Source organism: Bacillus sp. 103mf, from assembly GCF_900116295.1.
Classification (GTDB): Bacteria; Bacillota; Bacilli; order Bacillales; family Bacillaceae_G; genus Bacillus_A; species Bacillus_A bruguierae.
The window spans coordinates 74,178-87,923 of record NZ_FPAF01000015.1; the positions used below are offsets into that span (position 1 = coordinate 74,178).

Annotated in this window: 17 protein-coding genes and 1 pseudogene; 11 read left to right on the forward strand and 7 right to left on the reverse strand. The window is 36.9% G+C overall.

The features are described 5' to 3' along the window. Positions 1 to 41 precede the first annotated feature (41 nt). Positions 42 to 344 (reverse strand): YutD family protein, encoded by a 303-nt coding sequence (locus BM350_RS21930; RefSeq protein ID WP_090918383.1) that lies wholly within the window; start codon positions 342 to 344, stop codon positions 42 to 44. Between the two features lie 184 nt (positions 345 to 528). Here BM350_RS21930 and BM350_RS21935 point away from each other — a divergent pair, with 184 nt between their 5' ends. The 5 genes and pseudogenes from BM350_RS21935 to BM350_RS21955 all read left to right on the forward strand — a co-directional run bounded on the left by BM350_RS21935 (position 529) and on the right by BM350_RS21955 (position 4,127). Further along, a complete protein-coding gene (locus BM350_RS21935; protein ID WP_090918380.1) occupies positions 529 to 1,101 on the forward strand; it encodes a YhcN/YlaJ family sporulation lipoprotein in 573 nt (190 codons plus the stop codon). A 265-nt stretch (positions 1,102 to 1,366) separates the two neighbouring features. After that, positions 1,367 to 2,143 carry a YhfC family intramembrane metalloprotease gene (locus tag BM350_RS21940; protein WP_090918379.1) on the forward strand — a complete coding sequence of 259 codons (777 nt, stop codon included), beginning with the start codon at positions 1,367 to 1,369 and terminating at the stop codon, positions 2,141 to 2,143. Positions 2,144 to 2,326: 183 nt separating this feature from the next. Then, positions 2,327 to 2,893, forward strand: a complete 567-nt coding sequence (locus tag BM350_RS21945) for a histidine phosphatase family protein (protein ID WP_090918377.1) — start codon at positions 2,327 to 2,329, stop codon at positions 2,891 to 2,893. Between the two features lie 43 nt (positions 2,894 to 2,936). Further along, positions 2,937 to 3,637 (forward strand): annotated as a pseudogene (locus BM350_RS21950) (YoaP domain-containing protein). Positions 3,638 to 3,659: 22 nt separating this feature from the next. Further along, positions 3,660 to 4,127 (forward strand): YbaK/EbsC family protein, encoded by a 468-nt coding sequence (locus BM350_RS21955; protein ID WP_090918375.1) that lies wholly within the window; start codon positions 3,660 to 3,662, stop codon positions 4,125 to 4,127. A gap of 29 nt (positions 4,128 to 4,156) precedes the next feature. Here BM350_RS21955 and BM350_RS21960 read toward each other — a convergent pair whose 3' ends face one another. After that, entirely contained in the window at positions 4,157 to 4,489 is a 333-nt protein-coding gene (locus tag BM350_RS21960) for a DMT family transporter (protein ID WP_090918374.1), read from the reverse strand. Positions 4,490 to 4,569: 80 nt separating this feature from the next. Further along, entirely contained in the window at positions 4,570 to 5,466 is an 897-nt protein-coding gene (lipA, locus tag BM350_RS21965) for a lipoyl synthase (RefSeq protein WP_090918372.1), read from the reverse strand. A 189-nt stretch (positions 5,467 to 5,655) separates the two neighbouring features. Between lipA and BM350_RS21970 the strand changes: the two genes are divergently transcribed. Next, positions 5,656 to 6,645 (forward strand): M23 family metallopeptidase, encoded by a 990-nt coding sequence (locus BM350_RS21970; RefSeq protein ID WP_090918370.1) that lies wholly within the window; start codon positions 5,656 to 5,658, stop codon positions 6,643 to 6,645. 29 nt (positions 6,646 to 6,674) lie between these two features. On the opposite strand, the gene yunB is transcribed toward BM350_RS21970, so the two are convergent. The 3 genes from yunB to BM350_RS21985 form a co-directional block, all read right to left on the reverse strand. After that, on the reverse strand, positions 6,675 to 7,412 hold the full coding sequence (yunB, locus tag BM350_RS21975) for a sporulation protein YunB (protein WP_090918368.1): 738 nt from the start codon (positions 7,410 to 7,412) through the stop codon (positions 6,675 to 6,677). Between the two features lie 52 nt (positions 7,413 to 7,464). Further along, the gene (locus tag BM350_RS21980; RefSeq protein WP_090918366.1) at positions 7,465 to 7,767 is read right to left on the reverse strand and encodes a YunC family protein; all 303 of its coding nucleotides are present in this window, start codon (positions 7,765 to 7,767) and stop codon (positions 7,465 to 7,467) included. Between the two features lie 80 nt (positions 7,768 to 7,847). Beyond that, positions 7,848 to 9,254 (reverse strand): bifunctional metallophosphatase/5'-nucleotidase, encoded by a 1,407-nt coding sequence (locus BM350_RS21985; RefSeq protein WP_348272215.1) that lies wholly within the window; start codon positions 9,252 to 9,254, stop codon positions 7,848 to 7,850. 226 nt (positions 9,255 to 9,480) lie between these two features. Here BM350_RS21985 and BM350_RS21990 point away from each other — a divergent pair, with 226 nt between their 5' ends. From BM350_RS21990 to BM350_RS22010, 5 genes are all read left to right on the forward strand, one after another. Next, complete coding sequence (locus BM350_RS21990; RefSeq protein ID WP_090918362.1) at positions 9,481 to 9,852, forward strand: GntR family transcriptional regulator; 372 nt, start codon at positions 9,481 to 9,483, stop codon at positions 9,850 to 9,852. Positions 9,853 to 9,857: 5 nt separating this feature from the next. Next, entirely contained in the window at positions 9,858 to 10,724 is an 867-nt protein-coding gene (locus tag BM350_RS21995; RefSeq protein ID WP_090918360.1) for an ABC transporter ATP-binding protein, read from the forward strand. Then, positions 10,717 to 11,322 (forward strand): ABC-2 transporter permease, encoded by a 606-nt coding sequence (locus BM350_RS22000; RefSeq protein ID WP_090918358.1) that lies wholly within the window; start codon positions 10,717 to 10,719, stop codon positions 11,320 to 11,322. The genes BM350_RS21995 and BM350_RS22000 overlap by 8 nt, the downstream gene beginning before the upstream one ends. Before the next feature lie 390 nt (positions 11,323 to 11,712). Continuing rightward, entirely contained in the window at positions 11,713 to 12,042 is a 330-nt protein-coding gene (locus BM350_RS22005; RefSeq protein ID WP_090918356.1) for a PadR family transcriptional regulator, read from the forward strand. Beyond that, positions 12,042 to 12,767 carry a VanZ family protein gene (locus tag BM350_RS22010; protein ID WP_090918354.1) on the forward strand — a complete coding sequence of 242 codons (726 nt, stop codon included), beginning with the start codon at positions 12,042 to 12,044 and terminating at the stop codon, positions 12,765 to 12,767. The genes BM350_RS22005 and BM350_RS22010 overlap by 1 nt, the downstream gene beginning before the upstream one ends. 140 nt (positions 12,768 to 12,907) lie before the next feature. On the opposite strand, the gene BM350_RS22015 is transcribed toward BM350_RS22010, so the two are convergent. Further along, positions 12,908 to 13,746 (reverse strand): thiol-activated cytolysin family protein (locus tag BM350_RS22015; RefSeq protein WP_211482636.1); only part of this gene is annotated, 839 nt, incomplete at its 5' end.

The following is a 13,746-nucleotide window of genomic DNA, read 5'->3' on the forward strand; positions in this document are numbered from 1 at the left end:
AAGTAGAAGGAGCTGACTTTTTAAAAGCCAGCTCCTTCTTTTTACTTCTTCACTTTTCTCAGTACAAAGTACGAACACCCAAAATTACAATACTCATATAAATACTCAGATAACGTACTAATTTTTGTATCATACGTTGCACGCTGGTTACTATCATCAAAAAAGCCGCGCAAACGAAGCTGATCATAGCCCCAATCGCCCACAATGTAATCATATTTATTTAAAATTTCTGCATAACGAGCTTTAAATGCTTCTTCATTAAATCCGTTTCGGTTCTCTTCTATTACTTCATAGTGGATATTATTCACATGAACTGTAGTGCGAATCTCCTGTTTTTGCTCCATCTTCCAATCCCTTTCCTATTCTTTCTTCTTTTTATCGTATCATAAAGCCTCAAAACCAACAATTTCAAATACAAAAAACCTTCTCAGTGGGAAATGCTATAAAGTGAAACTTCCTTTTGGAACGCTCTTCTCCAAAAGGTTAGTTGAACCACTCGTACTTACATCAAATAAGGAGAAAACAATCATGAAAAAACAACTGCTCTTATCCCTTCTCACTCTTTCCATCTGTGCTGGATGTCAAACAAAGAAAGCAGAAATGAAACGTGAAGAAGGAAGCCGTGTACTCGTGTCAGAACATAAAGACTTATACGGGAAGGACGTCCCAAACCGCGTGTTAACAAGGGTTGGCTATTCTCACAAACAAAAAGATGAAGTGTCCAATCGTCCAGTTGGTAGCATTAACAAAGAACGATTAGCTGAAATGATTACAGATTTAACTGTGAAACTGCCAGATGTCATGAACGCCGCAACACTTGTAACAGATGACGAAGTGTTTATTGTTTACCGAGCAAATACAACAGACCCAGCTTTAGTTGCTGATCAAGTCCAAAAAACAGCACTGTCTATCGTTCCCCGCTATTACAAAGCATATGTATCGACAGAACAAAAATTAATATCACAAATTCAAGGACTAAAATCAGGCACATTAAACGATAAAGAATACGCTCAAACACTTGATATGCTTAAACGTGAAATGAGCAAAAACCCGCACTTAAATAATACACAAACGGATACAATGCCTAATACGATGAAGTAAAGTGAAACTTCCATCAGTGGGGAGTTCTTCATCCTTCACTGATGAAAAGCCCGCTCAATCGGACTTTTACGGGCAGTTATCCCCTGCCTATCTTTTTCGCTTCTCTCCAAATCTTGAGGTGGGGGTCTTACTGCCCGTTGATGCGGGATAAAGTACTACCTGTTGAATCAAATAACCTGGGAAGATAATCTCAGGTTATTCCCTAAACATTTCACCGTTTTTCAGGCATAATATAGAATATATATATTAGAAAGTGGTGAAATTTATGGTTTCAAATGCAGCAATTGGAAGTATAATCGTCCAAATCGTTATCTGTGTTCTTATTCCGATTATTGCTCTCATTTATTTTCGGAAAAAGTATAAAATCTCTTTCAAAATTGTCGGTGTCGGAATTGTATTTTTTATCGGATTCTCACAAATTTTAGAGAAAACGTTACATGTATTTATATTGGGAAATCCAGCGACAGCTCCACTGTTAAAAAATTCGTTTATCTATGCCATATATGGTGGATTAACAGCTGGCATTTTTGAAGAACTTGGACGTTTTATTGCCTTTTACTTTCTACTCAAAAAGTATCAGGAATATAAAGATGGTCTCGCTTACGGAATTGGTCACGGGGGGATTGAATCATTATTAATCGGAGCAACCACTGGAGCCCAAACTCTCGTATTTGCTTTCGCCATTAATAACGGTACCTTCACCAAAATGATTGAAAAAGTACCACAGCTTAGCGCTGTCCAAGACGCCTTAATACATAATCCGCCTTATCTCTATTTATTTGGCGGAGTTGAACGACTCGTTGCTTTTATCATGCAAATCGCTCTCACAATGCTTGTCTTATACGGTGTAAAGTATAAAAAATACATGTTTGTAGGACTGGCAGTATTCCTTCATGCGTTTGTTGACTTTTTCGCAGCACTCTACCAACGCGGGCAAATTCATTTGTTCGTAATCGAAGGACTGATGATGCTATTTGGTATCTGTGCTTACATGATTATTCGTAACATAAAAACAAAATTTACATTAGAACATGCAAGCTAAGCCAGCTCGGTTTAGCTTTTTATTTTGTAAGAAACCCCACCCAACTTCCCAATAATTAGAAAAAAGAGGATTTCTCACTCTATTTGTCGAAGTACGTACAAATTCGTCTATATAAAGTGAAACGAACGGAGCACATACCAGCAGTTAACTATTACTTCCTGTTAAAGAAAAGAGGAATGAATTATGAAGAAATTAATTGTTGTCCGCCATTGCATGGCAACTGGACAAGAACATGATGCCCCGCTTACAGCAATAGGCGAGCAACAATCAAAAGATCTTGCCAATTTTCTCATTACAAAACGACTTCCTATCGAAAATATTATCTCTAGTCCCTTTACTCGTGCTGTTCAATCCATTACACCTTACACGTCACATATGCAGCTCCCTATTCAAGAGGATGCACGGTTAACTGAGCGTATACTGAGCGGCGCCCCAATGAGTAATTGGCTACAAATGCTAGAGCAAACATTTACAGACATAGATATCACTTTTCCTGGCGGAGAATCTACACGCCAAGCGACGGAGAGAGTTCGATCACTTATCCACAGCATATTACAAGATGATACACAAAAAGTAACACTGCTCGTTACACACGGTAACTTATTCACACTTATTTTAAGAATGTTTGACGAAAACATCGGTTTTTCCACATGGAAAAGCTTAAGTAACCCAGACGTATACGAAATTACAATCGAACATGATGCAGTAACTATCCACAGATTATGGGAGATACATTGTGAAACGAATTAACGTAACTACTGATAATTTAGAATCAGAACATATTTGCTGCGCTATATCTGACAAGAAAATGGCACGCGGAGTCCAGCAAAAGAAAGCATGGCTACAAAAACGAATAGAAGAAGGACTTGTCTTCAAAAAGCTAGATGTAAACGGAAAAGTATTTATTGAATACCTTCCAGCTGAATCCGCCTGGGTACCTATTATAGCTCCAGGATATTTTTGTATAAACTGCTTTTGGGTTTCTGGGCGCTTTAAGGGAAAAGGACACGGCGCGGCATTATTAGACGAATGTATGCAAAAATCAATGGTAAACACGGTGTTGTTGTTATTTCAAGCAAAAAGAAGCGCCCATATTTATCAGATGGCAGCTATTTAAAGAAAAAAGGATTCGAAGTTTGTGATACAGCACCACCTTACTTTGAACTCCTTGTGTATAAGTTTGATGCCGAGGCACCTATCCCGCAATTTCATACGAGCGCAAAAGAAATGCATGCTGAAACTCAAGAAGGATTGGTTGTGTATTACACAGATCAATGCCCTTTTACCGATTATTATGTCCACCAAGAACTGAAAGAAATTGAGCAAGAATACGACATTTCTGTTCAGCGCAATAAAATTTCAACCCGAGAAGCTGCTCAAACTGCGCCGTGTGCCTTTACAACATATAGCGCTTTTTATAATGGGCAATTCATTACACATGAAATTATAAACAAAAAGAAATTCGAAAAACTGTGGAAAACATTCAAAAAGTGAAACGAAAGGAGCTTGCATTCCGATGTACGAAGAAGTCATCTCGTTACTACATAAAACGAATGTTTTATATGAAAAGTTTGAACATGAACCTATTTTAGATTACGAAACAGATCGGCTCATTCGAGAACGCCTTGGCTTAGAAGGCGAACCAAGTAAAAGCCTCTTTATGAAAACAAAATCTGGGGCTCACTATGTCTTTTTTACATTAGAAGGAACTCGCCTCGATATGAAGCAAATGAAAGACATCATCGGTACACACGTATCACTTTGTTCACCTGATGAACTAAGAGAGAAGACTGGATGCATTCCAGGTTGTGTTGCTCCGTTTGGTTATACACAGGATGTAACGATTATTGTGGATTCTTCTATTTATCAACACGAAAAAATATTAATTTCACCTGGTGTCCCTGAATTTACGATTTCGTTATCCACAGAAGAATTACGAAAAATTTTATCCACATGTGGAAATATTGTATTAGAATATGAATGAAACAAGAGCTGAAAATTCCAGCTCTCGTTTCATCCATGTGCACCCGACCCCGACATATTTAATACAACTACTCCGCCAATAATGAGCACTAAACCAACGAGTGTTTGCCATGTAAAAGCATCCTTCCAAATAAGAACACCAATTACTGCCGTTAACGCTGTACCAACTCCGGACCAAATCGCATAAGCAGTGCTAATTTGAAGATGCTGCAATGTTTGTGATAAAAAATAAAAGGCAGATGCAAAGCCAAGAACAACCCCGATACTTGGCCATACTTTCGTAAAGCCATCTGACAACTTCAGCATCGTTGTTCCAAAGACTTCACTCACAATTGCAAACGCTAATAAAATAAACCCTTTCATGAATTCCTTCCTTTCTATTCAAGTACATCTTTCTCGAAAAAAAATCCCTCTTAGCTAAGTTACTAAGAAGGATCTCCTCATTATTTTGCTGCTACTGTATTCTCTTTTGCAGATTGTACTTGCTCATCAGCATGGTAAGAAGAACGCACAAGTGGACCAGCCTCACAGTGACTAAACCCTTTGCTAAGTGCAATTTCTTTTAGCTCTGCGAATTCTGCTGGTGTGTAATATTTAATAACCGGTAAATGCTTTTTAGACGGCTGTAAATATTGACCAAGCGTTAAAATGTTAACGTTGTTTGCACGCAGGTCATCCATTGCTTCGATAATATCTTCTGTTGTTTCACCAAGCCCAAGCATGATACTTGATTTTGTCGGAATGTCTGGCTGCATTTCTTTTGCACGACGTAAAAATTCTAATGAACGATCATATTTTGCTCTTGCGCGAACTCGGTCAGATAATCGACGCACTGTTTCAATGTTATGGTTTAAAATATCAGGACGTGCATCCATTAACATTTTTAAATTTTCTTCTATCCCACCCATATCAGATGGTAAAACTTCAATAGACGTAAATGGACTTTTGCGACGAACAGCACGCACTGTTTCCGCAAAAACTTCCGCTCCTCCGTCTTTCAAATCATCACGTGCAACCGCTGTTATAACAACATGTTTTAAGTTCATTTGATACACGGAATCCGCTACGCGTTCCGGCTCTTGTAAATCAAGCTCTGTTGGTAAGCCTGTTTTAACAGCACAGAAGCGACATGCACGTGTACAAACTGCACCTAGAATCATAAATGTTGCTGTTTTACGAACAGCCCAGCATTCGTGAATATTCGGACACTTTGCCTCTTCACAAACGGTATGAAGGTTCTTAGAACGCATCATTTTCTTTAAGCCTGTATAGTTTTCATTTGTATTTAATTTAATTTTTAACCATTCGGGCTTGCGCTTATATTCTGTTTGTTTTGTCATGTTCATCAACTCCGCACAATATGAAATAGTTTACCGTGTTCGCTTCTTTCAATGTAACATATCTATTCTATCGCATGAAAGCGATTTGCTCAAATGAAGATTGCAAGAATTCTTTCCAATTATTACTTATAATGAAATATCGTGTATATCTCACACTAAAGGTAGTGATTCGGAAAGGAGCTTACTGCCGTGCATCGAAAACTTTTCCTTCTGCTTTTTATTTATTTTCTTCTTCAGACCAATATTGTGTACGGGGAAGAAAACAAGCAAGATATATATAAGAAGCGAATGACATTATATAAAGAAATGGAAACCGTCTCTCTTATTCCATGGTACTACTTTGCTGCCATTGATCAATACGAACGAAATATTCGTTCCGTACGCCGAGATATTCCGAAAAAGCCAGATGCCACTATCTCGATTTATTTCAAACCAGAAGTATGGTCCGGGCCAGCAAATTCAGACCTCCATGATACAAGACCGTACACAATTTCCTTATTTGGAGGCATAGGGTTAGACGGAAATAACGATGGATTGGCAGACCCAAATAATGAAAAAGATGTTCTCTATACAATGGCTACCATATTAGGAAAACGTGGGGCAAATCGTGAACAGCTAAAAATTATGCTGTGGGAGTATTATCAGCGGGCAAAAACAGTAGAGTTAATATTAGGGTATGCCCGTATGTACAAACATTACAATCGAATTGATTTAGAGGGAAATGCCTTTCCTCTTCCCATTCACAGCAACCATAGCTACCGCAGTACATTTGGTGCGAAACGAAGCTTTGGTGGACGTCGTATGCATGAGGGAACAGATATTTTTGCCGGGCACGGTGTACCTGTTCGTTCTACTTGCTATGGCATTATTGAAACGAAAGGATGGAATCGCCTTGGCGGCTGGCGCATCGGTATTCGTGATTTATACAACAACTACCATTATTACGCACATCTAGGGGGATTTTCAAAAGAAATACAGCTTAGACAAATCGTTGAACCTGGAACTGTTCTTGGATTTGTCGGCAGCACTGGCTACGGCCCTCCTGGGACAGCTGGTAAATTCCCGCCTCATTTGCATTTTGGATTGTATAAAGATAACGGCTATACGGAGTGGGCATTTGATCCGTACATGCATTTAAGTTTATGGGAACGAAAAGAAAGGATGAATTCAAAAAAATAACAGAAATTATTGTAAAAAAGCGGCTCGTTTCAGTTAGCCGCTTTTTTCTCGTTCTTTTCTGGTACAACAACTCCGCCGCTTCCATAATAACCAGGCACCTCACCTTGAACAATGCGCGTGGCTATTGGAATATCTTGCTTCACAGTTACTTCTTTTGTATGAAACGGAATAATAACCTGAAGCGCCACTTCAATTTCCATCACAATTTTAATTGCCGTATTGTTAATTCCTTGCTGCTCAAAATCTTGTTTAATATTTGTGGATACATGACCAATTGTTGTAAACGTAATCGGAATATCTGGTCCTATATTACCGAGCAATGCATTATCCGTAATTCTTCCGAGAGGAACAGATAGTGCCGTTCCGTCATCTTCTGATAATCCTAACGCCTTCGTATCTCCTTTTTCAACCAGGTGTAAATATTCTTCTATGTATGTTGTTGTCGTTGTTAAAATTTCATTAACTGCTTCTGTATTTAAATCCATTGTAGAAACTTTTCCGTTCTTATCAGTTTGCACTTTCATTAATGAATCAACGTTGATGCCTTGCGCAACCCTATCTTTCACTGCCTTCGTCATCACAACTGTGGCAGTCCGCTTCGTTTGCATTTCTGCATATTTCATTAACGTTGGCCGAATGCTTTTATTCACAAGCCATAAGCCTTGTAAGGTAAGAAAAATAAAAATAGCAAATGAAATAAGCAATACGTAACGAAATGGCAATGGTCCTTTCCGAAACCGAGAAGTTCGGGGACGAAACGCACGCATAACAAAATCCCTCCTTCTTACACATGTATATGCAAAAAAGAGGGACGATATATTAAATCATTTTCACCAATGCTTCTTTTCCAATTGTACCAGTTGTAATTCCTAATCTTTCTGCCTCAATCGTAACCGATTCAAGCGGTGCTTCTAACAACTGCTCAATTGTCCTAACCCCAACGGCACGCCCCGCAAGGATACCGCGATCGCTTAACTTTTCATTTAACAAAGCAACATCCAGCGCCCCGCACATAATATATCCTTTATCGCTCATAACAGCTAACAGATTTGTTTTCGGAAGCTGTACACTCACTGCTATAAACGTGTGTTCATTTATTATAATTGGTTCTACATTAACCATAGTTCACACTCCTCTCTCTTTATCTGTATGAAAAGAGAAAAACGAATGTGAATACAAAAAGCCTACTGCAATGCAGCAGGCTATAATTTTACAGATGAAGCATATGTCAGTAATGTATTTGTTAAAACATCACGAAGTAGTTCCGGCATATAGTATTCTTTTTCTGATACAACAGCAAGCTCTGGATACAAATAGCCAAATGTGAACATATCGATCGTCCCTACTGTGTAAATTCGTTCTAGATCTAATGATTCTCCGTTGATAATGACATCTTCGAGTAATGTTTTATTACCCGGAATCGTATCCGGGACAACTTCAACGCCCGCATATATCATTTTCCCCATGACTTTTCCACGAAATCCTAACCCTTTTACTTCAAGCTGCTCCATGTTTGGACGACGCGCTTTCAAAATCACATCTCGCAATGTTTTTCCTTTCATCTGCAAGCGGCATGGGTTAATTGGATGTGGACAAATGCGATGAATATCTCCTCGTGTAACTACACCTTCTTGTAGTCCTTCAAGTAATACACCCGCATTTACCATACCGATTTCAGCATCGCACCATTCTTTGAGAGACTCGGCAAGCATATGAGCCAATTTCGTTTCTTGAAACCAATTCATTTCTAACGATTCTTTTAAAGTTACAACAGGCTCTGTCATGATAAGATTACTATCTTGTTCAAGCTCTTCTAGTAAAGCATGCCGCTCTCCATATGCTCCTAATCGTTTCGTGCTAATTGCCCGTCCATCTTTTTTCATCACTTTCTTTGTTTCTAAATCCACCGTAATTTGCACATGTCCAACATAATGCCCCCACTTCTCCCCGCAGCAAAGAAGCGTTCCACTCACCAATACACCACGCTCAAATAAATGATGAGTATGTGCACCTAAAATAACATCTAGATCGTAATGCTCTGCCATATATTCATCTGCATTTTTCCCTAAATGAGATAAGACAACAATGACATCTACCTGCGAGCGCACCTCTTCTAAAATCGTTTCCAAATGTAGAAATGGATCTTCAATATGCCAATCTAACTTCGCATAAAAATCAGGATATGCGACTGTTAAACCAATGAACGCAACGGTAATTCCGTTATCAAGCGTTTGCAGTACATATGGTTTTACCCACTTCGGACGCGTTTGATCTTTTTTAAATAAATTGGCAACGAGCACTTCAAAATTTGCATCGTCATATAGATGATCCAACTGCTCGTTAGCAAGTGTAATCCCTTCATTGTTCCCAATCGTTACATAATCGTACAACGCTTCGTTTAATAGCTGCACATTTCCTTTTCCACTCGTTGCCTCAGAAATCATATGAAATCGATCAACATGATCGCCAATATCTAATGTAAAAACCGCTTCACCAGCAGCAAGACGACGCTTTTTCTCTTCTAACACAAAACGCGAAATCTGCGGCCAATTTTCAAAATGACTATGTATATCATTTGTATGATAAAGATGAATTGTTACTTCTTGCAGAGAAAAAACCTCCTCTCAATTCCCTACTTCTTGTTTACGCTATATGTAAGCTTGAATCCTGTAAATACTTTTCGTCTTTTCTTGCTATTTTACATTGTACTCTCATTGAGGGAAAAAGCAAAAATTTCTTCTTAAAAATTTTCTGAAAAAACATTGCATTTTTGATACAATATATATATATTGTATATAAAGTATATATACAATATGAAGATTAAGAGGGATTTGCATGCAAATAATTATTTCAAACAGTTCTAAGGAACCGATTTACGAACAAATTACCAACCAAATAAAATCACTAATTTTGAGTGGTGATTTAAAAGAGGGATCGCCACTCTCATCAATGCGCCAGCTTGCAAAAGATTTGCAAGTCAGTATTATTACGACAAAGCGCGCGTATGAAGAGTTAGAAAAAGCAGGCTTTATTTATTCGATTGTAGGTAAGGGCTCTTTTGTTGCTGAACAAAATTTAGATGTAGTACGTGAGAAAAAATTAAAAGTTATTGAAGAACAGTTAGTGTCTGTCATTACTAATAGTAAGGAAATTGGGCTACCCTTAACGGAACTTCGAGAATTATTAACTATTTTATATGAGGAGTAAAATGTATGGAGAATATAGTAGAGCTACACAATGTTAGTAAAACATTTCAAGGTTTTTCGATAGAGCAATTAAATTTACAAATTAAAAAAGGATTTGTAACAGGCTTCATTGGCGCAAATGGTGCAGGGAAGTCGACAACCATTAAAATGATAATGAACTTATTAAAGCCAGATACGGGTGAAGTTGAAATTTTTGGCTTAGACTATGCAACACACGAAAAGGAAATTAAAGAGCGCATCGGTTTTGTTTTTGATAGTAATGTATTTTATGAAGGCTTAAATCTAAAGGATATTAAGCGAATAGTCGCACCCGCTTATAAAAATTGGGACGAAACGATATTTAAACAGTATGTAGAGCAGTTTGAACTGCCAATGAATAAAGCAATTAAAGCTTTTTCAAAAGGTATGCAGATGAAGGCTTCACTAGCGCTTGCGCTATCACATCATGCCGAGTTGATTATTATGGATGAGCCAACAGCAGGTTTAGACCCAATATTTAGACGTGATTTACTCAATTTACTGCATGAATTAATGCTTGATGGCAATCGTACAATATTCTTCTCTACACATATTACGACAGATTTAGATCGCATCGCTGATTTTATTGCCTTTCTAAAAAAGGGGAAATTAATCTTTAATCAATCGATTCATGAGGTAGGGGAAAACTATGCTCTAGTAAAAGGTAGTACAGATTTATTAGACCGCGATACAGAAAAAGCCTTTGTAGATATTCATCGTGCACCGACTGGCTTTGAGGCATTAACGAATAATGTAGCTGAAGTTGAACAAATTTTTGGTAATGAGGTTATAATTGAACGCGCCTCATTAGAAGATATTATGTATTACTCGAAAGGAGTAGGGCATCATGCTTAATTTAATCAAGCGCGATTTAATTTTACAGAAGAAACAATTGCTAGTTTATTTAGGCTGTATCGTCTTTTTTATTGTGATGAACACGCACCCTATTTTAATATTTACGATTACAAGTATTTTTATTCCTTTTAATACGCATGCCTATGACGAAAAGACCGAAACAAATATTTTATTAAATTCTTTACCATATACCCGTAAGGAAATTGTCGCTTCACGTTATATTGGGACAATTGTTTACATGCTATTGGCGATTGCTGTAACAAGTGCAATGCTTATCATCTTCCAAAAGTCATTTACTGTAGAGCATATTGTAATGGGCAATGCATTATTTTTGCTATTTGCAGCCATTACATTTCCACTATTTTATCAGTTTAAACAAAATCATATGTCTTCCATTGTGATGGTTTCATTTCTAGTATTAGCACATTTTGGTCCAGCTGCTGTACAATTTCTTGTAACAAAGTTTAGTACAGTTACCGATGCTATTTTCAGCTTATCTGTACCTGCATTGTATACCATAGCTACGGTTATTATTGTATGTGTTTATATCATTTCATGGGGAGTATCATTAATTATTTATCAACGTAAAGCATTTTAATTTTAAATTTTCCGTATTATAAAACATAAAATTTAACAGGCTATCCTTGTTAAAAGAGCAAAATCCGGTGAGATTTCATCGGATTTTATTTATGTACGAAAATTAATTTCAAAATATTTTTTGTATAACATATCTAATATCAGTTTAAACAATTTGTTAAATTTAAAATTAAGTTAATTTGATAAGTTGCATATTGCAGGGTATCATTCTACTTTAAATCCAGAGGAGCTTGTAACTGAAATTCAGATTCCGGTTATGAAAAGAAAAGTGAACTAAATATTTTAAATTGCTCTATTAAACAAGGCACTTTTTCATTTTTCTTTATAATTATTACCTTGTAACACGACATATGTCGTGTTACAATCTCACTATAAGGTGGTGACCCATAAAATGGATAAAGAGATATTAAAAGGAAGTATCGATATTTTACTCCTTTCTATCATTCAGCAACATGATACATACGGTTATGAAATCATTCAAAAATTAAAAGAAAACAGCAAGGATGCTTACAATATGAGCCAAGGTACACTATACCCCGCGCTCAAACGTTTAGAGCAAAAAGAACTGATTACTTCTTATTGGGGCGAATCTGAAACAGGGATGAAACGAAAATTTTATCGCATCACTGCAAATGGAGAAAAAATACTTCAAGAAAAACTAACAGCATGGGATCAAATTACTACTTTAATTAAAGTATGTCGGAAAGGAGCCTATAGCTGATGACACTTGAAGAATACATCAAACACATTATTAAACACACACATGTACCGAAAAATGAAAAAGAAGAGTTATACCTTGAACTATACGACCATCTGACAAGCCTACAACAAGAGTTTATCGAGCAAGGAAAATCAGAAGAAGAGGCAACGCAATTAGCAATTCAACATTTTGGAGAGGCTGATGTACTGGGAGTAGAGATTGAGAAGTCGATGAGTCCTTCTCATAAATACATAAAATGGCTTGCTTGGGGACTATTTATTTCATATTCGCTCATCTTAGTATTTCAACTTTTATTAAGCAGACCGTTTTTTGATTACTTCCGCAATGTAACATACTTCTTAGAAACAGGTAATTGGAACGCGATTAGCCATCTAGTAAATGTGATACCTTTTGCAAGTACATTTAAATACCTTACAAATTTCAATCATTATAATCTAGATATATGGCTCATGAATACGATAGGGAATATTATAATATTTATTCCTTTCGGTTTCTTCATTCCTCTCTTATTCCCGAAAGTAAGTAACTGGAAATTAGCTTGCAAACTGTTTATTAAAATCGTTTTCTTTATCGAATTACTACAATTAATAACCTTTACTGGTATCTTTGATGTAGATGATATTATTTTAAACGTAACTGGCGGATTAATCGGCTACAGCATTTACATCGGCATGAAAAAATTATGGATTCGCTATAAGCGTACTGATAAAGCCACCTCATTTTGATGATAAGGTGGCTTCTCGCGTGTCGAACATCGTCGAATGGTCTTTATATCATGTCGAATCGCCGATATATTGTAAAAATCGCCAATATATTTGCGACCAAGTAAAAAAGCGCCCTATAAACAGGGCGCTTCCACTTTTAATTAACGATTAATATTAGCACTTGGGTATAATGTTGTTCCTCCAATTGAAACTTTTATTTCATTTGTTAATGGAACATTTTGTTCATTAATAATTGTTCTCCACCATTCCCACGCAAGACCTGTACATTCTTTTGCTAGGACTTTTACATTTTTCGCATTCGGTGGTAGTGGGATTACTGTATTGAAATGAGCAGTTCTGTCTTTTCCATTTCCTTCCCAAGTTTTATGGGATAGTACTTCTTTGCCATTTTCATCATACGAGAATTCATCCCAAGATACATCAAATTGAGCAACATATGCACCAGTATGATCAAGCGTCATTTTCGCACTAGAATATTCTGTAGTTGTAGTCTCAATATAATCTGTATTGTTATGAACAGCAGCAGTTGCGTTATCTTTTAAGAAAGAGCTAGTATATGAAATTGGGTATGCTGGATTTTTAGAACTTAATTCTGCATTATCTTTAATGATATTGCGAATTTCATCAAAATCTTTTGTAACAACCTTGTTATGCTCTTTTGCATCTCCGCCTAATACTACAGCAGTAAAGGTACTGTCTTCAAAAATATCTTTGTACTGTCCACTCGCTTCAACGCCTTGACCCTTAATTAAAGCTTTAAAAGCAGCTTGTACATCTTTACTCTTAGATGATGTTTCTAATTTCACATAAACTGTTCTACCATAAGCTACATTTGACACCATAATAGGCGGAGCTGTATTACTTACCCCTTTACGAGTTAACTCATCAAACGTAACACTATTATCAAAAAGATCTGATGGATTGTTAGGTAGTTCTGCACTTACGGTATAAAAGATTTGCTTATATGCCGCAACCATCA